This is a genomic window from Dorea sp. D27 (assembly GCF_001185345.1).
Taxonomy (GTDB): Bacteria; Bacillota; Clostridia; order Lachnospirales; family Lachnospiraceae; genus Extibacter.
Map to the genome: position 1 here is coordinate 88,321 of NZ_KQ236746.1, position 21,853 is coordinate 110,173.

Here is a 21,853-nt window from a genome sequence, read left to right on the forward strand (position 1 = left end):
GGCAGAACATATGGCAAAGATATTGATAACAGGCGGTGCTGGCTACATTGGCAGCCATACGGCGCTGGAACTGCTGAATGAAGGTTACGAAGTAGTCGTATATGACAACCTGAGCAATTCTTCCAGAGAATCGATCAAAAGAGTGGAGGAACTGACAGAGAAGAAGATTGCATTTTATGAAGGGGATGTGCTGGATGAGGCTGCGCTCGAGAAGATGTTTCACGAGCAGAAGGTGGATGCTGTCATTCACTGTGCAGCGCTCAAAGCTGTAGGAGAATCCGTACAGAAGCCTTTGGAATACTATCACAATAATATAACCGGAACGCTCAGCCTTATGAAAGTGATGAGGAAGGTGGGGGTGAAGAACATCGTGTTCAGTTCCTCTGCAACGGTGTACGGAAGCCCGGAGATCATACCGATTACGGAAGACTGCCCGAAAGGAGAGTGTACGAATCCTTATGGGTGGACGAAGTCTATGATGGAGCAGATTATGACAGATGTGCAGAAGGCGGAGCCTGAGTGGAATGTCATTCTGCTGCGTTACTTCAATCCGGTTGGCGCCCACAAGAGCGGCCGTATCGGGGAAGATCCCAAGGGAATCCCGAACAACCTTATGCCTTACATCTCCCAGGTGGCGGTCGGCAAGCTCGACAAGCTCGGCGTCTTTGGAGATGATTATGATACGCCGGACGGGACCGGCGTTCGGGACTATATCCATGTCGTAGACCTGGCGGTCGGCCACGTTAAGGCGATTCAGAAGATATTCGACAAGCCGGGGCTTGCGGTATTCAATCTCGGAACCGGTAAAGGATATTCTGTCCTTGACATGGTCAAAGCGTTCTCCAAGGCGAGCGGAAAAGAAGTGCCTTATGAGATCAAGCCCCGCCGTGAAGGTGACATCGCCATGTGCTACGCAGACCCGAAGAAAGCAAGAGAAGAGCTTGGATGGGAAGCGAAGCACGGGCTGGATGAAATGTGTGAGGATACATGGAGATGGCAGTCCATGAATCCGGACGGATATAGAAGTTAAAGGAAGTAATGTCAGACAATGAAGCGGAAGCCTTACGGCCTCCGCTTTTTTTATTTTTGTAATCCCTTGGCGTACAGCTATAGAAGCGACGGAACATTTTAGAAAAATTGCTTGGGCTGTCAAAGCCGCACAGGGCCGCGATTTCTGAGATGCTGCCGGAAGGACGTTCCGTGAGAAGCCTGGCACCGTGCATCATCCTATATTTCAGCAGGTACTGCATGGGAGAAAGCTGGATGGTCCGTTTAAAGCATCTCAGACACTCACGCTCCCCGATACCCGCTGTCTCTGCTATATCTGCCAAGCTGATGTCATTGGGAAAATTACAGTGAATAAATGTAAGCATCTTTCTGACACGAAGACTGTCCTGATCTAAAGTGCTGTCATCGGCTGGATTCTCCCGGCAATATTCCTGATAAAGCAGGAAGCATAGCCTGGATAACATTTCCCTTACGAAAAATTCGTAACCAGGCGTTTCCACGTCCAGTGCATGGAATGCGTTGCTGAAAAGTTCCGCTATGCTACAGTCCGCATTCCATAGATAACCATGAAATGCGGTGGAGGACAGAAGGGGATTCATATACTTTTGTGCATATACAGTCCCGGTATCCCCGGTAATGAGTGCAGAAGCAAAAACTACCGACTGTAGCTCGCAGAAGGGTGTCGCGGCGGCATAATGGAGGACGTTAGAATTTATGGCAAGGCAGTCGCCCTTTTTCAGTTCAAACGATGCTTGTGGAATACGAACCCGCATCCTCCCTTCTTTGATGAACACGATTTCCAATTCGTCGTGCCAGTGCCATGGAATTGCATCCTCCGTCCTGTCTGTATGCAGAGATGTGTAGCCTGCACATGGAAAGCCTGGAGTTCCGTGTGGCTGCAGTTCTCTGGATACGTGGTTTAAGTTTAAGCCGCATTTTTGTAGTGCCATACTGAACCCTCCCAAAAGTCGCTTTTGTTATATTATACGACGGTAATCGAATTGAATCAACCGCCAGATGGCGGTATTATTGTGATACATCAATATCACCTGCGCTGTTTCTGAGCAGGAGTCGTAATTGGAGGGTAATAGGATGTTTCAGTTATTATTAACAGTTATTTATGTGGCGTTTATCAGCCTAGGTCTACCAGACTCGCTTTTAGGTTCGGCCTGGCCGGCTATGTACCGGGAATTCGGGGTACCGTTCTCCTATGCAGGTGTAATCTCTATGATGATTGCAGCAGGAACTATCATATCCAGCCTGCAAAGCGATCGTCTGACAAGAAAGTGGGGTACGGGAAAGATTACAGTTATCAGCGTATTTCTGACCGCCGCCGCTCTGCTTGGTTTTGCCGCAAGCAGGTCCTTCTGGATGTTGTGCCTGTGGGCGCTTCCATACGGATTGGGCGCAGGAAGTGTGGATGCTTCGCTGAATAATTATGTGGCACTCCATTATGCAAGCAGACATATGAACTGGCTGCACTGTATGTGGGGGATAGGCGCTTCCTTTGGCCCATATGTCATGGGATATGTATTGACGGGAGGGCAGGGCTGGAATATGGGATACCGATATATTGGAATACTTCAGATTGGTTTGACGGTGATTCTGATGCTGAGTTTACCACTTTGGAAAAAGAGAGAAGATACCGGTAATGTTGTGGAAAAAGACTCTTCTGGTAAACCGCTCACATTGAAGCAAATTGTTAAAATACCCGGGGCTAAAGAAGTAATGGTTACCTTCTTCTGCTACTGTGCACTGGAACAGACGACGGGCCTATGGGCGAGCAGCTATCTGGTATTGTACCGGGGAGCATCGGCGGAATCTGCGGCCGGCTTTGCCAGCATGTTTTTCATTGGTATAACTTTGGGCCGGGCGCTTGGTGGCTTTTTGACAATCAAGCTGGACAATACACAGATGGTCCGGATTGGCCAGGGATTCATATTGACAGGTGTTTTATCCTTGCTGCTTCCATTTGGAGAAAGTTCTTCCCTTTTAGGGCTGATTTTCATTGGCCTTGGATGTGCTCCGGTATATCCGTCTTTGATACATGCGACACCTTCGCATTTTGGCGCGGACAGATCCCAGGCAGTTGTCGGCGTACAGATGGCTTCCGCTTATGCGGGAACCTGCCTGATGCCTCCCTTGTTTGGACTGATGGCAAACTATATCAGCGTAATGATGCTTCCGTTTTATCTGCTGGCTGTCCTGGCGCTGATGGCTGTAATGCATGAAAGACTGTTAAAAGAGGTTTCGGGCATTCAGACATCTATCTGTCTATGAAAAGAGCATAATTCAGTGTTTAATTAAAGTCTATCGGCATAAAAAAATGGAGACAACAGGACTTGAACCTGCGACCCTTCGCACGTCAAGCGAATGCTCTCCCACTGAGCTATGTCTCCATGACAGTATTATATCAATAGAAGGCAGGAAAAGCAACATATAATATAGCGGTCGGCAAGAAAGGGCGGGAGCGGACCGCTTTCTTCTACTCGATTCCGACGTCGCCGTGAAGCATCTTTATATATCTGCTTGGCGACATGCCGGTGGATTTCTTAAATATCTGACTGAAATATTGCGGATTGTTTCCGCAGCCTACCATATCCGCCACATTCTGAATGGAGTCAAGGTCGGAGGACGCGAGTATCTCCTTTGCCCGTTTTATCCTCATGTCCGTCAGATATCTGGAGAATTTGCAGCCGGTTTCTTTTAAAAATCTTTTGCTGAGATAGTCAACGTTCATAAATAGGTAATTTTCTGCAATCCATTTCAGAGAAAGTCCTGAATCACAGATATGTGCCTCCACGTATTCCTGTATCTTGTGGCTGATATCGCCGGTGTACCGCTGTGAATGGTATTCTTCAAAAAAGGAGGTAAGCTGCGCATCTAACAGTTTGGCTATTTCACCGCAGTCTTGTTCCTTTTCCAGCCTTATGAGGAATTCAGCGGCATCTACCATATCGAATGAGCGCAGCCTGGCGACAGAAAAGATTATCACTGAGGCCGCAAGCTGTTTTAAAAAGTCGGCGTCAGAGAGGGAGGCCAATGTACCTTTGAGCTCCAGATATGCCTGGGAGGAGGATGGCTTTTCCGGCGAGTATACGGATGCAGTCAGCCGTTGTACCTCCTTGATGATATTCTGGTAATTGTAGATGGACAGTGTATTGCTGCCCTCTGAGAAATATATGATTTCATATTTTCTAATGTGGGGAATAAGTTCTGTCAGCATATCCGCAAGGCTCGGGCAGTGACTGTGCCTGTGCTTAATGGAGACGGTCTGTTCCAAATCAACGGAATCGAGAAAATCATATATCTGTTCCTGATTGTCGTTTACCGACTTAAAGAAGAATATCATTGTGTTATATACGTAGATGATATGGAACGTAATGCCGGGGCAGGACCTATCGCGGAAATGCTGCAGCTTATCCAGCAGTATCGGATAGTTTTCCGGTGTTACAAAATAAATATAAAATATCTCATAAGATATATTGTCAAAATCAATGTAGCGCTTGTAGTTTGAAAAAACATAAGTAAAATCTGCATCTGTCTCCTGGCTGAGACAGTCATTGATAATGCCGACCATCAGATTCAGATTCATATTTCTGACGATAAAAGTCTGTGTGGGGTTATCTTTGGATGTGAGATAATTGGCATAATCCTTCTGCACGTCCCGCAGGCTTTCTATTATCTGATCCTCGTTGCAGGGCTTTAGCAGATAATGCCTGACGCCGTACTGCATGGCTTTTTTGGCATATTCAAACTCCCCGTACCCGGATAGAATGATAAACTGGGTATCTTTGTTGACCGCGTGTATACGTTGAATGAGGTCGAGGCCCGAGAGTCCGGGCATCTTGATATCCGTGAGAACAATCTCCGGGTATTCGTCCAGAATGATATTGTAAGCTTCTATTCCGTCTTTCGCAGTTCCGATGAGCTGAAGGGAGAGGGAATCCCAGTCAATCAGGTCTGCTATAGTCTCGCGTATTATTTTCTCATCATCTACTATCAATACTTTCAGCATGCGTTCCTCCTGGTATTATGATTCTTGCCACGGCGTGCTCTTCATCCCTGTTAAAGAGAATCAGGCCATAGCCGGTTCCGTAAGTAAGCTGGATACGTTTGTGGATATTAAGAAGCCCGATGCCAAATCCGTGTGGGGTGATGAGGCCATTTTCGAGCTTCTCGAGCAGATCAGCTTCAAACTGGGAGCCGTTATTGATGACATCTATGATAATCGTGTCTTCCAGACGGGTGCCCTCCAGCCTTATATGACACACCTCGGTGCTTTTTTCCATCGCGTAGTTGACAGAATTTTCTACGAGCGGCTGAATCGTAAAGTGAGGCAGGGAAATATCAAGTATGCCGGGCTCCACTTCTTGGGAGTAAGTCAGCCTGTCCTCAAAACGGATGCGCTGAATTGTCAGGTAGCACTGTACAATTTCCAGTTCGTGGTTCAGAGTAAAGTTCCGTGTGCCGGAACTTAAGGTTTCCCGCAATAGAGTTCCGAGTGCCTCTACCATGGAGGATATATCCTTTTCACCGATTGCCTTAGCCCGCCAGTTCACCGCCTCCAGCGTGTTATAAAGAAAATGAGGATTGATTTGGTTTTCCAGCGCCTTCAGCCGGGCGTCTTTGGAAAGAATTTCATTGACATAATTCTGCTGTATCAAGTCCTGTATCTTTATGGTCATCTGGTCAAACTGGTTGTGAAGAACGCCGATCTCATCTATCCTGCTGCTGTAATCGTAGCCGATATCAGGCGCTTTTGACTCATCTTTCCCAAAGGCCTTCATCTTATTAACAAGACGCCGGAAATCTTCTGTCACAGAACGGATCAGCATTCTGGACAGCAGAATCGCAATCAGCACGGAAATGAGGATGATGGCCAGCGCCAGCAGCATGGTAAAGCTCAGTGTCTGAAAGATGCGGTCATAGGGTATCAGGCATATATAATCCCAGGAAGTGTTCTTAATCGTTCCCTGCACCGCAAAATACCTGTCTGAATCAACAGTTACAACTCCATAGTCCGAACCTAGCTGACGGTTTATGTCCTTGAGCTGCTTTGAGCTGATGCCGTCGGAATGATAGAATTCCGTACCATTTTCCAGCAGTGCGTACTGTGTCTCTTCAGACGGCAGGACGGAACGGGTTGAAGACCGAATCAGCCGGTTCATGTCTACACATACAACGACAGTGCCGAGCCTGTGAAAATTCATCTGCTCCACCCTTCGGGAATCACGCCCGAGAAAGAGGCCGTATGAATTGCAGTATTCTGTAACAGCGCACGGGTATCCCGATACATTATTCGCCGCAGCAATCACTTCCTTGTGAACCTGTTCGGGTACGGAGGAGCTTTGGGCCTCATAACTTTGTACGACTCCGCCAGGATAATAGAGATTGATATAGCTGATGCTGTTGTTTTTGTATGTGGAATAATAATCTGCCAGCAGTGTTTCCAGAGCATTTTCCGCATTGCCGGTACGGATCCCAGATTCCTCATCATTCAGGGTAATCAGGTTCTTGCGTATATTTGAGTTAGAGACTATGGCACTTGTCATAGATTCTATATTGGATATTTTTCTGGAAATATCCTCGGCGCTGTAGGTTAAGGAACCGGCAAGGGCCTGATACAGCAGTTTGTTGCTTGAATTCAATACCATTGTAATACCTGCTATGGAGGAAGATATCATAAGCAGCATTACAATTAGTATGATGCCTACGATTTTAGTCCCAAGCTGCAGATTAGCGATTCTGTTTATCATTGTTTTTTTATTCTTCATCGTAAATATCTCCATGTCCGTGTGTCAACAATACTTATTATAATGTATATAAGCCGCAGGAAAAAGGCCTGAAACAAATAGAACGGAATTTTAGAAGAACAAGACGGAAAAGTTTATATCATATTAAAAATAAAGCCTCTATAATGTGCTTATGCAAAAGTAAACAAATGTAAGGAGGAATGAAGATGAAAAAATTGGTTTCAGTATTATTGTGCTTGATGCTGACAGCTGCAATGGTGACAGGTTGCGGGAGCAGTGATGCAGGTTCTGGGACAGGGGGCAAGAGTACAAAGGAGACAAAGGAGACGGGGGAGGAAAAGACTGCAGACCCGGAGGAGTATCAGGTTGTCATGGTCGTAAAGCAGAGCGATTCATGGTTCGATGACATGGCTACAGGCGTAGAGCAGCTGAAAAAGGATACGGGACTGAACGTCTCGGTCCAGGTTCCGGAGACGGGAGATGCCGCAAGTCAGATTTCTATTATGGAAGATTTGATTGCACAGGGAGTAGATGCAATCTGCGTCGTTCCAAATGACCCGGAAGCGCTTGTGCCGACGATTGAAAAGGCAAGGGAATCTGGTATTGTGGTAGTTACACATGAAGCGCCGGGTATTGCAGAAGATGTGGATCTGGATGTAGAGGCCTTTGTGAATGAGGAGTTCGGCAAGCTGTTTGGAGAAAAGCTGGCAACGGCCATGGGCGGCAAAGGACAGTACGCCGGTTTTGTAGGCGGGCTGACGATGGAGACGCATATGGCATGGTATAAGGCAGCTGTTGCCTATATAGAGGAGAACTACCCGGATATGGAATGTGTCTCGAAGGAACCGTATGAGGATGGAAACAGCATAGATGGGGCGCATGATAAGGCGTTAGAGATTCTGAAAGCATATCCGGATATTAAGGGATTCTTTGACTGTTCCGCACAGGGAGGCGGTATCTGTGAGACGCTGCAGGAGAAGAACAAGACGGATGATATAAAGGTCGTATCTCTGGCGCTGCCGTCCATGTCCGCCACTTATCTGGAGGACGGTTCCATGGCGGCAGGATTGGCATGGAGACCGGCGGATGCTGGATATGCGACCTGTTATGCCGCGTATCTGCTGGCATCGGGGCAGAAGGTAGAGACAGGAACCGACCTTAAGATTACCGGATACGAAGAGGTGGAAGTAAAGGATGGGGTTGCCTATGGTAATGCGCCTCTCGAATTCTCAGCCGACAACATCAATGATTACAATTTCTAAACAGAATCAAAGCTGCTGCCCGATTATTTCAATCGGGCAGCAGCTTTATGAGAGACATGCTTGGAGGTAGCATTATGGGAACAGTCTTAGAAGCCAGACATATATACAAGTCATTTGTAGGTGTTCAGGCACTGAAGGACATTAATATCAAGATTGAAAGTGGTAAGATTCACTGTCTTGCCGGAGAGAACGGATGCGGCAAATCGACATTTGTAAAAAACATCTCAGGCGTATATACGCCTGACTCGGGAGAAGTTGTCTTAAACGGCAGCCTGTATCATTCCCTGACACCATCGCAGGCCATGCGGGAGGGGATCCAGGTGATATATCAGGACTTATCGCTCTTTCAGCATCTGACGGTGGCCGAAAATATAGCAATCAGCAGACTCAAGTCCGATAAGAAGCGTATCGTAAACTGGAGGAAGGTGCATGCGATTGCGGAAGAGCAGCTGGATAAAATAGGTGTACATATGGACATTAATCAGCCGGTGGGAGAGATATCAATGGCAAACAGGCAGATTACCGCAATATGCAGAGCGCTTGCACAGGATGCCAGAATTCTTTTTATGGATGAACCTACGACGGCGCTTACGAGGACGGAAGTCGACAGACTGATGAAAATCATGCTAGATCTAAAGAAGAAGGGTCTGGCGATTGTCTTTATCAGTCATAAGCTGGACGAAGTGTTTTCGGTGGCAGACACCATTACGATTTTCCGCAATGGTGAGAAGATCGGTGACTTTGAGAGCAAAGAGCTGGATAAGAAAAGCCTTTCCTACCATATGACAGGAAGGGAAGTGGAGTACCCCCGATACCTGCGTTCCGTAAAAGATAACACACCGGTTCTGGAGATAGAAAATCTTTCGAGAAAAAAACAGTATGAGTCGCTCTCTCTTCGAGTACGTCCCGGGGATATCGTAGGGGTAACCGGACTTCTCGGTTCTGGGAGAACCGAACTTGCATTATCGCTTTTCGGGCTGAACCCCGCAGATAGCGGACGGATTAAGATAGACGGAAAGGAAGTTGCCATATCGTCACCCATGGAGGCTAAGAAACTGGGCATCGCCCTGCTCCCGGAGGACCGCTTTCATCAGGGACTGTTCATGGACAGAGAGGTGAAGGAAAATATATCTTCTGCCATCGTAGATGACATTTCTACAAGAGGCCTTCTGGATAAAGACAGAGAGAAAAAGGTTGCAGAAGATTACACGCGGCAGCTGAAGGTGAGGACGCCTTCTGTTGAAACCGCAGTCGGTACCTTGTCAGGCGGCAACCAGCAGAAAGTTGTGATAGGAAAATGGACTGCGTCCAAGCCGAGAGTATTTATCATGGACACTCCAACGGTTGGAATCGACATCGGTTCAAAGGCGGAGATATATGAACAGATACATAAGCTGGCGGCGGAAGGAATGTCAATTATTTTTATCTCTGATGAGATACAGGAGATTATCGCAAACTGCAACAGGGTAATGGTTCTTGCGGACGGAAGATGTGTACGGATGCTGGAAGAGGATGACTTGAAAGAAAATGCAGAGCAGACGATAACAGAACTTATCGGACGGCATGCAGAGGAGACCGCAAAGGGGGAAGCACTATGAAGACGAAAAAATTAGACCGGTTTCAGGGAATTCTTCTGCTGATAATTATCATGTACAGTGTTTTTGTCGCAATAAAGAATCCGGCGTTCATACATATAGAGACTATTTTTGATATCACCCGTGTCGCGTCAACTACGCTGATGGTTGCAATCGGCCTTCTCGTAGTGATGATATCGGGTGGGATTGACGTATCATTTATGGCGGTTGCTCTGTTTGGAAGCTACACGACAATCAACATTATGATTGGAACCGGAATAGACAATCTGGCATTCGCGTTCGTCAGCTCCGCGCTTATCGGGGGACTTCTTGGCGTTATAAACGCGCTGCTCATAAGCTGGCTTAAGCTGCCGCCATTTATCATTACGCTTGGAACGCAGAATCTGTTCCATGGCATCATGACTACGTTTATCAGTGACAAGTCCTTTGGCGCGGGCGTGCTTCCGGAAAGCCTGCATGCCTTCGGCCAGGCGTCTGTATTTAAAATCAAAGATGCCGGGCTGACGGCTTCCGTGCTCCCGGTACTGCTGGCCGGCCTCGCAACCTGGTTTATATTATACAGGACGATGGTCGGAAGAGGCATATTTGCAATCGGAAATGACGAAGAGTCAGCCAGAAGGGCGGGGTTCAACCCGTTTAGGATCCGACTGTTCGTATATGTGTATTCGGGGATACTTGCCGGGATCATGGGTATGATGTATGTGGCACAGACGAATGCCCTGTATCCAAACAAGCTCGTCGGGGATGAACTGATTGTCGTAGCCGCGGTTGTAATTGGCGGGACAAAGATCACAGGAGGACAGGGCAAGATATTTGGGGCAGTCCTCGGCGTAATCATTATCTATCTTCTGAATACAACGTTGATTATGATCGGTCTGTCATCCTCGTGGAACAATCTGTTTGTAGGGACTATTCTGGTCATTTCGGTAGCTGTGACATCATATCAGGAGAAGGTGAAAAATCGAAATAACCTTATCTTTACAGAATAGGGAGGCAGAAGATGAATAAAGTAAATAAAATAATCCGCAGAGATTTGAATCTCAGTATTCTTACAGGAGTGACCGTGCTTGTATTGCTGTGGTCGGCAGTATCCTTCGGGGACGCAATGTACTCCCTGAAAAACATACAGTCTATGACGTTCCAGATACCGGAATTTGGATTTTTGGCTTTGGCGATGATGCTGTCCAATATGATTGGAGGAATCGACCTGTCCATTATCGCCAATGCAAATACAGTTGCCATTACGAGCGCATATATTCTCAATGGACAGTGGGCATTTGGCCTGACTGGCTCATCAAGAATCGTGGCCGCTGTCGCGGCAGCAGTGATTGTCAGCCTGCTGTTCGGGCTCCTGAACGGATTGCTCATTTCCAGGACTTCGGCTCCGCCCCTCATAGCCACGCTTGGGACGATGACACTATTCCAGGGTATCGGGATGGCGGTAACTGGGGGCGCCAGCGTCGGAAATATTGACAGAGGGTTTGCGCAGATAGGCAAGGCCACATTGATGCAGCTTCCCCTCATTTTCTGGCTGTTTCTGCTGACGGCAGTGATTCTGGGCATGGTCTTGTCAAAAAGCAAGTTTGGAAGGAAACTATATCTGTATGGGGACAATCCTACCGCATCCAGATTCTCCGCAATCGATAATGATAAGATGTGCATCTGTACGTTTCTTCTGACAGGCGTTCTCGCAGGAATGGCAGGGCTGATTGTACTCAGCAGAGTCAATTCCGCCAAAGTAGGATACGGCGATTCCTACCTGCTTCAGACACTGATCGTATGCGTGGTCGGAGGGATTGATCCAAACGGTGGCAAAGGCAGGGTGTGGGGAGTGCTGATAGCAGTCGTGCTGATGCAGATTTTGTCCAGTGCCTTTACGATTATGTCATTGTCTCCTTATACGAAGAAATTAATCTGGGGTATTATGCTCGTACTTGTACTTGGACTGAATTATGCATTAAGAAAGTATACCAATAGGGTGGAACTTAGAAAAAGTCTGAAAGAGGGATGTTAGAAGTGAGAGAAGAGAGATATAAGGAATTATATAAGACCATACTTCTGGAACACGTAGAAGTGTTTGAAAAGCAAAATTTGCAAGAATTGGGACAGTTCATGGAACATATAAAAACAGCCGGACGCATATTTGTGATGGGCGTTGGAAGAGAAGGCATTGCCGCGCGTGCATTTGCAATGCGGCTGATGCATCTTGGAAAAGAAGTGCATTGGATCTGGGATGACACGACGCCGGGCATGAGAGACAAAGATCTATTCATCGCCGTCAACGGCTCGGGCAGAATAGGACATATTCACTATGTGACGGAACGGGCGAAAGAGAGCGGCGCGGCTGTTGCGGTCGTCACAGGCGGGCCGAAAGAGAAGACACCGGCGCTTGCAGACTGCGTACTGTTCGTACCGGCGTGCGTCTATAATGGTACGGATGACAGGGCTGTACCGTCCGTACAGCCGATGGGCAACTTGTTTGAACAGCATCTGTTCCTCTTGTTTGATATGATTATTATTCTACTGGAAGAAGAGATGCAGATTACGCATGCGCAGATGGAGGCAAGGCACAGAAATATAGAGTAGCTTCCAGATAACCCAAAGCAGCAGATGCATGACAGAACGCCGTGTTTTTGGCGGCAAGTCAGTATCTGCTGCTTTCATTGACGAAAAGGGGCGCTCCTGGATGTGCTTTATTCCTTCCGCGTGACAGGTATCCATACTTCGAACTTGGCATTGTCCGGATCGGCATTTTGATATACTTCGATATCAGGTGCGTCTCCATATTCATAACCAGAACCCGGCAGCCATTCGGTGACGATTCTCTGCTCCAGCTCCTGGATGGATCGGTTAGTCCCTGAACCAGAGAAGATAGCCCACGTAGCGGCCGGAACATGGTATTCTTCCAGACTGCCGGTCAGCTCCTGGCTGCTTGATACTGCCAGATAGTATCTCCATTCTTCATTGTCATGGCAGGCGCTCACGCCTAACAGCCCCATTGGCTCGCTGTCCATCATCTGTGCCAGTGCTGCGATCGTACCGTCCGCGGCTGCTTTCTGCCACATTCCCGGTACGACGTTAAAGTTCTGCTCAATCTCCTTATGAAGCGGCTCCGACACGCCGATAATGCGGAAAGATTCTTTTGATTCGATGCGGTAATTCATTTCTTCTACTCCTTTTACTGTTATTTGAAAACTTACAGGCGGAAATGACTTGAGCGGTGCACCTTCCTTTTTTGCGGCGGAAGGCGCAATCCCGTGCATGTTCTGAAACGCCCGGTTGAAGGCGGTAGGAGAGGAATAGCCGTATTTTAAAGCGATATCCACAATCTTCGCGCCGGCATCCTGAAGGTCTGCCGCGGCAAGAGTCATCCGTCTGCGGCGGATATATTCGGAGAGCGGTACACCTGCCATGTAGGCAAACATCCGCTGGAAATGATAGGTAGAGCAGCAGGCTGTCCTGGCAGCCTGCGTATAATCTATCTCCTCCGTAATATTTTCTTCTATATAATTCACTGCTTTGTTGAGACGTTCTATCCAGTCCATTCGCACCTTCTCCTTTTCATATGTATTATTATAGTTGCTTTTATTCACAGATACCTCTCTTTCCATGCACGATAAAGAGAGGATTTTTACATAAATGTATGGTGCTATTATTATACAGTTTTACCGAAAAGATACAAGTCCTTTCCTTTCGCCGGGAAAGATGATATAATATTGACGTATATTGTGGCTTTGTTTATGAAAAGAATGTGACTGAGGCCAGTCAGATTAGAGGATGGAGATATGAAAGAAAAGAAGAAAGTCCAACTGAAAGGTCAGCTGAGACTGTATATGCAGTGGCCGGCCATCATGGCGCTGTTCCTTGTGGCCGTGAACATATGGATATATAAGATCGATAAACGTGCAGGGGCGCTGATGTTCATATTCCTGCTCATCTATATCGTAATGGTCGGCATATTGTACCTGTACAGCAAGTCCATCATCATGAAGGATCTGGTTGAATTTGCAGCCCAGTACGGTATCGTGCAGAATACCCTTTTGCGGGAGCTGTCAGTTCCGTACGCGATTCTGCTGGAAGATGGCAAAGCGGTATGGATGAATGATAAGTTTGAGGAGATATTCGGAAAAAGGCCGAAAGGGGAGGCTTATATCAGCAAGTATATTCCGGAGCTGAACAAGAATATATTTCCGAAAGAAGAGAACGAATCCGTGAAGATGGACGTCTACTATGAGAACCGGGAATATAAGGCGGAACTGCGGCGTGTGTCGGTAGAGGGATTCAACGAGACAGAGCAGCTGATGGAACTTCCAGAAGAGAGGGAGTATTTCATCGCGGTACATCTGAATGACGTGACGGAACTGAACATATGTAAAAAGGAAAATGAAGAGCAGCGCCTCGTTTCGGGGCTCATCTATATTGACAACTATGATGAAGTGATCAACAGCGTGGAAGAAGTGCGCCAGTCGCTTCTGATGGCGCTCGTAGACCGCAAGATCAATCAGTACATCGCCAGGGTGGACGGAATCGTCAAGAAGCTGGAAAATGACAAATATTTTATCGCTATAAAGAAACAGTATTTTAAGAAGCTGGAGGAGGATAAGTTTTCTCTGCTGGAAGATGTGAAGTCCGTCAATATCGGGAACGGGATTCCAGCCACTTTAAGCATCGGGCTCGGCCTGAGCAATTCCGCATATTCACAGAGTTATAACTATGCCCGTGTGGCCATAGACCTTGCGCTCGCGCGTGGCGGAGACCAGGCTGTAATCAAGGACTGCAGCGGCATCACCTATTATGGGGGCAAGCGGGAGCAGACCTCGAAGAATACGAGGGTAAAGGCAAGGGTGAAGGCGGAAGCGCTCCGGGAATTCATCACGGTGAAAGAGCATATCCTTGTCATGGGACATAAGCTTACGGATGTGGATTCTTTTGGTGCTGCTGTCGGCATATACAGAGCCGCGGCGGCGCTAGAGAAAAAGGCCCACATCATCATCAATGAAGTGTCGGCGTCTCTTCGCCCGCTGTATGAGGTGTATGCCAATGACCCTGCTTATCCTGAGGATCTGTTCCTGAACTCGCAGCAGGCCATCGACATGGCGGACGGAGATACGATGGTCGTCGTCGTGGACACGAACAGGCCGCAGATGACAGAATGCGAGGAGCTGCTCCGCATGACGCGTACGATCGTCGTGCTCGACCATCACAGGCAGAGCAGTGATAATATCGACAATGCGCTGCTGTCTTATATAGAGCCGTATGCTTCATCGGCCTGCGAGATGGTCGCAGAGGTCCTGCAGTATATCGTGGACGATATCAAGATACCGAATATAGAGGCGAGCAGCCTGTACGCAGGTATTATGATTGACACGAATAACTTCATGAACCGGACGGGCGTGCGTACCTTTGAGGCGGCTGCCTTCCTGCGCCGCTGCGGCGCGGACATTACCCTTGTGCGCAAGATGTTCCGGGACGATATGGACGCGTACCGCGCGAAGGCGGAGATTATCAGCAGCGCGGAAGTATATGAGGAAAAGTTTGCCATAGCAAGGGGGGCAGGCCTTCCTATAGAGAGCCCGACCATCATCGGCGCACAGGCAGCGAACGAACTGCTTGACATCAGCCAGATCAAGGCGTCCTTTGTGCTGACAGATTATAATGGTAAGATATATATCAGCGCCCGCTCTATCGATGAGGTCAATGTACAGATTATCATGGAGCGGCTCGGCGGCGGCGGACATATGAATGCCGCGGGCGCGCAGCTGCTGGACATGGACATCGACGGGGCAGTGGAGAAGCTGAAAGAAGTCATACGTGACATGGTAGAAGGAGGAGACATCTAAGATGAAGGTAATATTAAAAGAAGACGTAAAATCACTCGGTAAGAAAGGGGATATCGTTGAGGTAAGCGACGGATATGCCAGAAACTTTATCCTTAAGAATAACAAAGGTGTAGAGGCCAACAGTAAGAACCTGAATGACCTGAAGCTTAAGAAAGCGAATGCAGATAAGGTGGCGCAGGAGCAGTATGAAGCGGCGAAGGAATTGGGAGCCAGAATCGAAGCCGGAAAGATAGAAGTGTCCATCAAGGTAGGAGAAGGCGGCAAGGCGTTCGGAGCCGTGTCCTCCAAAGAAATCTCCGCAGAGGTGAAGGAGCAGATGGGCCTGGAGATAGATAAGAAGAAAGTGCAGCTCAAGGAGACGATCAAGACGCTGGGGACGCACAATGTCCCGATCAAACTGCATCCGAAGGTGACAGCAGAACTGAAAGTCGTTGTTACGGAAGAAGTATAGGAGGATTGCGGTATGGAAGAGGCGCTCATCAAAAGAGTTATGCCCCATAGCGTGGAAGCGGAACAATCTGTCGTAGGTGCCATGCTGATGGATAAAGATGCCATTCTGACGGCGTCGGAGATTATCGGCGGGCAGGATTTCTATCAGTCCGCTTACGGAGTGATATTTGACTCCATGGTAGAACTCTTTAACGAGGGGAAGCCGGTAGACTTGATTACGCTTCAGGAGCGGCTGAAAGAGAAGGACGTGCCGGCTGAAATCGCTAGCCTTGAATTTGTAAAGGATCTGGTGACGGCAGTACCCACATCCGCCAACGTAAAATATTATGCGGATATCGTGTCCGACAAGGCTATGATGCGTAAGCTGATCAAGCTCAATGAAGAGATTGCCAACATATGCTATGCGGGAAAAGAGCCGCTTGAATCGGTACTTGAAACGACGGAGAAATCGGTGTTCGATCTGCTGCAGAGGCGCAATACCGGTGACTACGTCCCTATAAAAGATGTCGTGCTCAACGCGCTGGACCGCATTGAGAAGGCGTCCAAGAACAAAGGCACCGTGACAGGGATTCCGACAGGATTTGTGGATCTGGACTATAAGCTGTCCGGTCTTCAGCCGTCCGACCTGGTGCTCGTGGCAGCCAGGCCTTCTATGGGTAAGACGGCATTTGTACTGAACATCGCCCAGTATATCGCGTTCAAGAAAGAGAAGGGCGTCGCAATCTTCAGTCTGGAGATGTCCAAGGAACAGCTCGTGAACCGTCTGTTTTCCCTTGAATCGCAGGTGGATGCCCAGGCGCTCAGAACAGGTAACATGAAGGATTCAGACTGGGAGAAGCTCATAGAAGGTGCCGGAATTATCGGACAATCCAATCTGATAATAGATGATACGCCAGGCATCTCCGTATCCGAGCTCCGATCTAAATGTAGGAAGTACAAGCTGGAGCACGGGCTGGACGTGGTCATCATCGACTACCTGCAGCTTATGACCGGAAGCGTAGGTAAGAGTTCCGAGTCAAGGCAGCAGGAGATATCAGAGATATCCCGCTCCCTGAAGGCACTGGCGAGGGAGCTGAGCGTTCCCGTCATCGCCCTGTCACAGCTCAGCCGTGCGGTGGAGAGCAGGCCGGACAAAAGGCCGATGCTTTCCGATCTCCGTGAATCCGGGGCGATAGAGCAGGATGCCGACGTGGTAATGTTTATATACAGGGATGAATATTACAATAAGGATTCAGAATATAAAAGACAAGCAGAGATTATTATTGCAAAACAAAGAAACGGCCCTGTAGGGACCGTTCATCTGGCTTGGCTTGGCGAGTACACAAAATTTGCCAACCTAAGCAGGCAGGAATAATTTTTTGAGCTTTTCCACTGGGCCGGTTCCCGCTGCAGCTTTCCGGTAAGATTGCTGCTGGCGGATGAGCTGGTCCAGTTTTTTGAACTGTTCTTCTTCCTGACGCTCTTTTGCATCAAGCAGGAATGACATCTCTTTGCTGAACATGGAGAGAAGAACTTCATTGTTGTTTTCCAGCATACGCTTCATATACAGCTGCTCCCGCGTACGGCGGATATCAGGGATCAGGGCCTTCAGATCTGAAAAAGGCACCCCCTGCTCGTACAATTCTTTGATACAGCCATACAGTTTTGCGTCGTCTTTTGTCTCGCGTCTCAACTGTTCTAATGCGTTTCCCATTATTATACCCCCTTATGAATAAAGATTCTTTCATGGAGTTATCATAGCATACGAATGTGGTAAAACGAGTCAAAACCCGTCGAGGACAAGCAAAAAATAAAAAAGGCACATTTATTGTATTTTATGCAAAAATTATGAAAAGGATTCTGAAAAAATGATATAATAGACAAGGAAAGCAGATGTAAAAATATGGAAGAAATGAGGGTAAGAAATGTATTGCAGAAAGTGCGGTGCTGAAAATGATGCAGGCAGCAGATTCTGTTGTAGATGTGGTGTTCCGATAATAGAAGTTCAGGAAGAGGAAGCAGGCGGAGGCTCCCATAAAAGAAACAGGAAAATTGCGTGGATTACCGTGACTGCCTGTATCCTTCTGGCTGCTGCTGCAATAGCAGTAGTGATGGTTTCAAAGCAGAGTAGAGAAAAAAGGTTTGGCGACAATGTGGCCAGGGCGGACAAGTATATGGAAGAGCTGGATTATGAAAAGGCCGAGGACAGTTATCTGAAGGCTATCAGTATAGATGAGAAGCAGGAAGAGCCCTACATACAACTGGCACGCATATATGAGAAGAAGAATGAGCCGGAAAAAGCCAGGGCGATTCTGGAAAAGGGTGTACAAAAGACGGGAAGCGGCACTATAAAGAACAAATATAACCTTTATACATATGTGGATGAGGTGCTCATCCCGGAGCTTGGACAGTGCAGTCCGGGCACTTACACGACAGAATATAAAAAGTCCGGCCAATACAGTGCATATGTTGAGAGCATACACAGTGAGAAAGGGGTCGTCACGTCAAGGATAATGGACTTCGATTCCGACGGGGAGGAGGAGCTTCTGGCTGTTGTCATGGACAACACGGCAGAGGATGAACTGTTCCATACACAGAGAAATAAAATAGTTCTGCAGATGTACGAAAATTCAGGCGGTAAAGTTGTCAAGAATGCGGAGTGGGGCGTTATGTCAAATGTTCTCGGAACGATAGACTTTGAAGAGGATATGCTGTTTTTGAAAGAACAGGGAGAAACCGTCTTCATATGCGGGAGCTTTTCAAGCCTGGCATATACGCTGGCTGATGGCTGGGGATTTGAATCGTTCGTGCTGACATATGACGGGGGATTTCAGAAGTATACGGGAACAGATGGAGAGACAGGTGGCTCGTCCTTTGAATTCTACGAGAGCGAATCTTATATTATGGCAGACAGGCTCGAACGTATCGGGCTTACCAGATCTGCATCTGATATCCGGGATACATGGATGATGAAGCTGTCCATGGAAGACGAGAAGGACGATCTTCTGTTTACGATTGCCGGGAAGCGTCAGCAAGATAATTTCCCGTCCCATTACGGAGATATCAACCCGGAGGAGCTTGGAAAAATTGATTTGGAATTTGCTATCTGGCAGCAGGGAGCATACAAGAGGCAGGAGAGCCAGAGTACAGCCGTTTCAGGAAATGATACGAATCCCGGCGTGGATTACAGGGCGGCCTATGCACCCATTGTCGAACAGGTGCTGGAGGAATACGGGAAATATAACACATATGCGCTCTGGGATATAGACGGAGACGGGATACAGGAGCTGTTCATCCTCTGCGGACACTCAGAAGCAGACTACATGTATGAAGTATACACGGTATCGGATGGAAGTGCAGCCTATATGGGAGACTTCAGCGGGTCGCACACTGTTCTTTACGGCCCGGAGGAGGACGGAGAGACTTATGTTACAGCGGCCCAGTGCCATATGGACTGGGAGACGATATACCATGTCTCCGTGGCAGATGGAAAGATAACAAGCGAACAGATATCACAGCGGGAGGTACCCAGAGGTGCGGACTACTATACGAATCCGAACCGGCTGCCATATGCAGACGTGTCGGACTTGTCACTGCTTGAGGGGGCAGAGTAGGAGAGAATACAGAGGAAAGAGAGCGTACGGAAGATAATATGGAGACAAGGACACTGACGATTATTGATACGAACAGCCAGCTTACGGAAGTGAAGCTGGACAACTTCGGCAAAGAGAAGGTCACGCTGGGGCGCAGCCGGGAGCAGTGCGATATCGTCGTACCGGATAACATCGTGTCAAAGCTGCACGGGACATTTTACCTGGACGGAGAAGATACGTGGTATGAAGACAGCGGCAGCATGAACGGAACCTTTGTCGGTGACGGAGAGCAGAGGCGGCTGCTCACAGAAGGCAGCGGTTACTCCAAACTGTATGACAAGACGGTACTCCGTATCGGAGACGTTCACGCGCCGGATAAGATGATACTCATTTTGTACAGGATCGTCCCGGAAGGGGAGGTGTGGAAGAAGGCTTCTCTTGGGAAGGATGGCGCCAGCATCGGACGGGCGGACGGCTGTCAGATTAAGCTGAAGCATCCGGCCGTGTCCAAGGTGCACTGTCTTATCCTTAGACAGAACGGCGGATACGTGCTGAAGGACAACAACAGCGCCAATGGTGTGATGGTAAACGGGCGCAGCACAGCCGGTCCGGTGGAGCTTAAGGATAAGGACCTCATACAGATACTGGATTTCCAGCTGTTCTTTTCCGGCGAGTGCATCTACTATAAGGCAGTCGCTCACGGCATCTCCCTGAGAGCCTGCGGCATCAATAAATATGTGGGCAGGGGGAAGAAAAAGAAGCAGATACTGAAGAACGTAAGCTGTGAGATACAGGGCAATGAATTCGTAGCGATCATCGGGGGGTCCGGAGCGGGAAAGACTACGCTTATGAACGCCGTGAGCGGTTTTGAGCCGGAATTTGACGGCAAGGTATACTGCAATGGCATCGACCTGATAGAACAGTTCCAGAACTTGAAGAATATCATCGGCTTCGTGCCGCAGCAAGATATCATCTATGAGAATCTGACGCTGCGCAGGATGCTCTATTATACCGCCCGCATGAAGATGCCGGAAGATACACTGAAGCAGGAGATTGCGGAACGGATAGACGAGGTTCTCGCCATGGTGGATCTGAAAGATCACGAAAGCACTTACATCCGGAAACTCTCAGGCGGCCAGAAAAAAAGAGCGAGCATAGCGGTAGAGCTTCTGGCGGATCCGAAGCTGTTCTTTCTCGATGAACCGACTTCAGGTCTGGATCCGGGAACAGAGAAGAATCTCATGATGACGCTCAGCTCCCTATCCAAAGAGCAGAACAAGACGATTATCATGGTGACACATACGACGCAGAACCTGCATCTGTGCGATAAAGTCATCTTCATGGGGCCCGGAGGACGACTCTGCTTCTGCGGCGATGTCAACGCGGCAAAAGCGTTCTATGAGACAGATGACCTCGTCAACATCTATAACATGATTGCCGAGAATCCGTGGCTCTGGGAGCGCAGATATGCCGCTTACCGGAAAGATAAGGAGCCGGCTTTGGCGCCTGCGGGCAGATCGGAGCTGATGAAGCCGAAAAAGGTGTCTGCGTTCCGCCAGTTTTCCATATTGACGGTGCGCTATGCGGAACTTATGAAAAATGACCGTCCAAGGCTGGGAGTGCTTCTGCTGCAGCCGCTTCTTATCGCCGTCCTGCTCAACGTGGTGGCAGAGAAGAATATATTTAAGATATACGAGAGCACAAAGTCCATGCTGTTTGCGCTGAGCTGTTCGGGTATCTGGATTGGGCTTTTCAACTCTATCCAGGAGATCTGCAAGGAACGGGTCATACTGAAGCGGGAATATATGGCGAACCTGAAGCTGCCCGGCTATGTGATGTCCAAGTTCGTACTGCAGGCAGTGCTTGGCTTTGTGCAGGCGCTCATTCTGACATTGGTCTTTTTGAATCTGGTCGGAAAGGAACGGGAAGGCATCTTCCTGTCACAGTTCGCTCCTGAGATCGTATTAACGGTCTGGCTTACGATACTGGCTTCTGTTACGATGGGCTTCGTCATCTCCTCCCTTGTGGAGACCGGCGATAAGGCGATGGCGGTGGCTCCCTTCGTGCTCATCATACAGCTTCTGTTTTCCGGCATCCTGTTCACGCTCAAAGGGGCAGGCAAGATCATCTCTTACTGTACCGTCAGCCGCTGGTCGGTGGAGGGGCTTGGAAGCATTGCGAAGCTGAACCGGCTGGATCTGAAGCTGCAGAAAGATTATCCGATGCTGGAGCATACGGCGGAAAGCTTCTTCAAGGCGACAAAAGGGCATGTACTGATGACATGGGGGATTCTCATATGTATGGCCGTGTTGTTCATGGGGGTCAGCATCCTGATGCTGAAGAGAATATCGAAGGACCGAAGATAGGAGG

General features: G+C 48.4%; 16 protein-coding genes, 1 tRNA gene and 1 pseudogene. 12 read left to right on the forward strand and 6 right to left on the reverse strand.

Going from position 1 to position 21,853, the window contains the following annotated elements; genetic code table 11:
- Positions 1-10: 10 nt before the first annotated feature.
- Positions 11-1,030, forward strand: coding sequence for a UDP-glucose 4-epimerase GalE (gene galE / locus HMPREF0980_RS14190; RefSeq protein ID WP_049729764.1), 1,020 nt, complete (start codon positions 11-13; stop codon positions 1,028-1,030).
- A gap of 64 nt (positions 1,031-1,094) precedes the next feature.
- On the opposite strand, the pseudogene HMPREF0980_RS19940 reads toward galE, so the two are convergent.
- Positions 1,095-1,958: pseudogene (locus HMPREF0980_RS19940) on the reverse strand (AraC family transcriptional regulator); the annotation flags it as partial.
- A 142-nt stretch (positions 1,959-2,100) separates the two neighbouring features.
- Here HMPREF0980_RS19940 and HMPREF0980_RS14195 point away from each other — a divergent pair.
- Complete coding sequence (locus tag HMPREF0980_RS14195) at positions 2,101-3,288, forward strand: MFS transporter (protein WP_049729765.1); 1,188 nt, start codon at positions 2,101-2,103, stop codon at positions 3,286-3,288.
- Between the two features lie 47 nt (positions 3,289-3,335).
- Here the strand turns inward: HMPREF0980_RS14195 and HMPREF0980_RS14200 are convergent.
- The 3 genes from HMPREF0980_RS14200 to HMPREF0980_RS14210 all read right to left on the reverse strand — a co-directional run bounded on the left by HMPREF0980_RS14200 (position 3,336) and on the right by HMPREF0980_RS14210 (position 6,785).
- A tRNA-Val gene (locus HMPREF0980_RS14200) sits at positions 3,336-3,407 on the reverse strand.
- 86 nt (positions 3,408-3,493) lie between these two features.
- Positions 3,494-5,026 carry a response regulator gene (locus tag HMPREF0980_RS14205; protein ID WP_049729766.1) on the reverse strand — a complete coding sequence of 511 codons (1,533 nt, stop codon included), beginning with the start codon at positions 5,024-5,026 and terminating at the stop codon, positions 3,494-3,496.
- Positions 5,001-6,785: a sensor histidine kinase gene (locus HMPREF0980_RS14210; protein ID WP_242847413.1), complete on the reverse strand. Its 1,785-nt coding sequence runs from the start codon at positions 6,783-6,785 to the stop codon at positions 5,001-5,003. The genes HMPREF0980_RS14205 and HMPREF0980_RS14210 overlap by 26 nt, the downstream gene beginning before the upstream one ends.
- Positions 6,786-6,970: 185 nt before the next feature.
- Between HMPREF0980_RS14210 and HMPREF0980_RS14215 the strand changes: the two genes are divergently transcribed.
- From HMPREF0980_RS14215 to hxlB, 5 genes are all read left to right on the forward strand, one after another.
- On the forward strand, positions 6,971-8,026 hold the full coding sequence (locus HMPREF0980_RS14215) for an autoinducer 2 ABC transporter substrate-binding protein (protein WP_049729768.1): 1,056 nt from the start codon (positions 6,971-6,973) through the stop codon (positions 8,024-8,026).
- Between the two features lie 74 nt (positions 8,027-8,100).
- The gene (locus HMPREF0980_RS14220) at positions 8,101-9,624 is read left to right on the forward strand and encodes a sugar ABC transporter ATP-binding protein (protein WP_049729769.1); all 1,524 of its coding nucleotides are present in this window, start codon (positions 8,101-8,103) and stop codon (positions 9,622-9,624) included.
- Entirely contained in the window at positions 9,621-10,610 is a 990-nt protein-coding gene (locus HMPREF0980_RS14225; protein ID WP_049729770.1) for an ABC transporter permease, read from the forward strand. Before HMPREF0980_RS14220 ends, HMPREF0980_RS14225 begins: the two co-directional genes overlap by 4 nt.
- 11 nt (positions 10,611-10,621) lie before the next feature.
- Positions 10,622-11,635, forward strand: coding sequence for an ABC transporter permease (locus HMPREF0980_RS14230; protein ID WP_049729771.1), 1,014 nt, complete (start codon positions 10,622-10,624; stop codon positions 11,633-11,635).
- The gene (gene hxlB, locus HMPREF0980_RS14235) at positions 11,629-12,207 is read left to right on the forward strand and encodes a 6-phospho-3-hexuloisomerase (protein ID WP_049729772.1); all 579 of its coding nucleotides are present in this window, start codon (positions 11,629-11,631) and stop codon (positions 12,205-12,207) included. The genes HMPREF0980_RS14230 and hxlB overlap by 7 nt, the downstream gene beginning before the upstream one ends.
- A gap of 107 nt (positions 12,208-12,314) precedes the next feature.
- On the opposite strand, the gene HMPREF0980_RS14240 is transcribed toward hxlB, so the two are convergent.
- The gene (locus tag HMPREF0980_RS14240; protein ID WP_049729773.1) at positions 12,315-13,166 is read right to left on the reverse strand and encodes an AraC family transcriptional regulator; all 852 of its coding nucleotides are present in this window, start codon (positions 13,164-13,166) and stop codon (positions 12,315-12,317) included.
- 240 nt (positions 13,167-13,406) lie between these two features.
- On the opposite strand from HMPREF0980_RS14240, the gene HMPREF0980_RS14245 reads away from it, so the two are divergent.
- From HMPREF0980_RS14245 to dnaB, 3 genes are read left to right on the forward strand one after another with little or no spacing between them, the layout of a single operon-like run.
- Positions 13,407-15,461, forward strand: coding sequence for a DHH family phosphoesterase (locus HMPREF0980_RS14245; protein ID WP_049729774.1), 2,055 nt, complete (start codon positions 13,407-13,409; stop codon positions 15,459-15,461).
- A 1-nt stretch (position 15,462) separates the two neighbouring features.
- Complete coding sequence (rplI, locus tag HMPREF0980_RS14250) at positions 15,463-15,912, forward strand: 50S ribosomal protein L9 (protein WP_049729775.1); 450 nt, start codon at positions 15,463-15,465, stop codon at positions 15,910-15,912.
- Positions 15,913-15,924: 12 nt separating this feature from the next.
- Positions 15,925-17,265 carry a replicative DNA helicase gene (dnaB, locus tag HMPREF0980_RS14255; protein WP_049729776.1) on the forward strand — a complete coding sequence of 447 codons (1,341 nt, stop codon included), beginning with the start codon at positions 15,925-15,927 and terminating at the stop codon, positions 17,263-17,265.
- On the opposite strand, the gene HMPREF0980_RS14260 is transcribed toward dnaB, so the two are convergent.
- Positions 17,248-17,604, reverse strand: coding sequence for a hypothetical protein (locus tag HMPREF0980_RS14260; protein ID WP_049729777.1), 357 nt, complete (start codon positions 17,602-17,604; stop codon positions 17,248-17,250). The two genes, dnaB and HMPREF0980_RS14260, sit on opposite strands and share 18 nt — an antisense overlap.
- A gap of 211 nt (positions 17,605-17,815) precedes the next feature.
- Here HMPREF0980_RS14260 and HMPREF0980_RS14265 point away from each other — a divergent pair, with 211 nt between their 5' ends.
- Together HMPREF0980_RS14265 and HMPREF0980_RS14270 are read left to right on the forward strand one after the other, a co-directional pair.
- Positions 17,816-19,504 (forward strand): hypothetical protein, encoded by a 1,689-nt coding sequence (locus HMPREF0980_RS14265; RefSeq protein ID WP_049729778.1) that lies wholly within the window; start codon positions 17,816-17,818, stop codon positions 19,502-19,504.
- 38 nt (positions 19,505-19,542) lie between these two features.
- On the forward strand, positions 19,543-21,849 hold the full coding sequence (locus tag HMPREF0980_RS14270) for an FHA domain-containing protein (protein WP_049729779.1): 2,307 nt from the start codon (positions 19,543-19,545) through the stop codon (positions 21,847-21,849).
- Positions 21,850-21,853 lie beyond the last annotated feature (4 nt).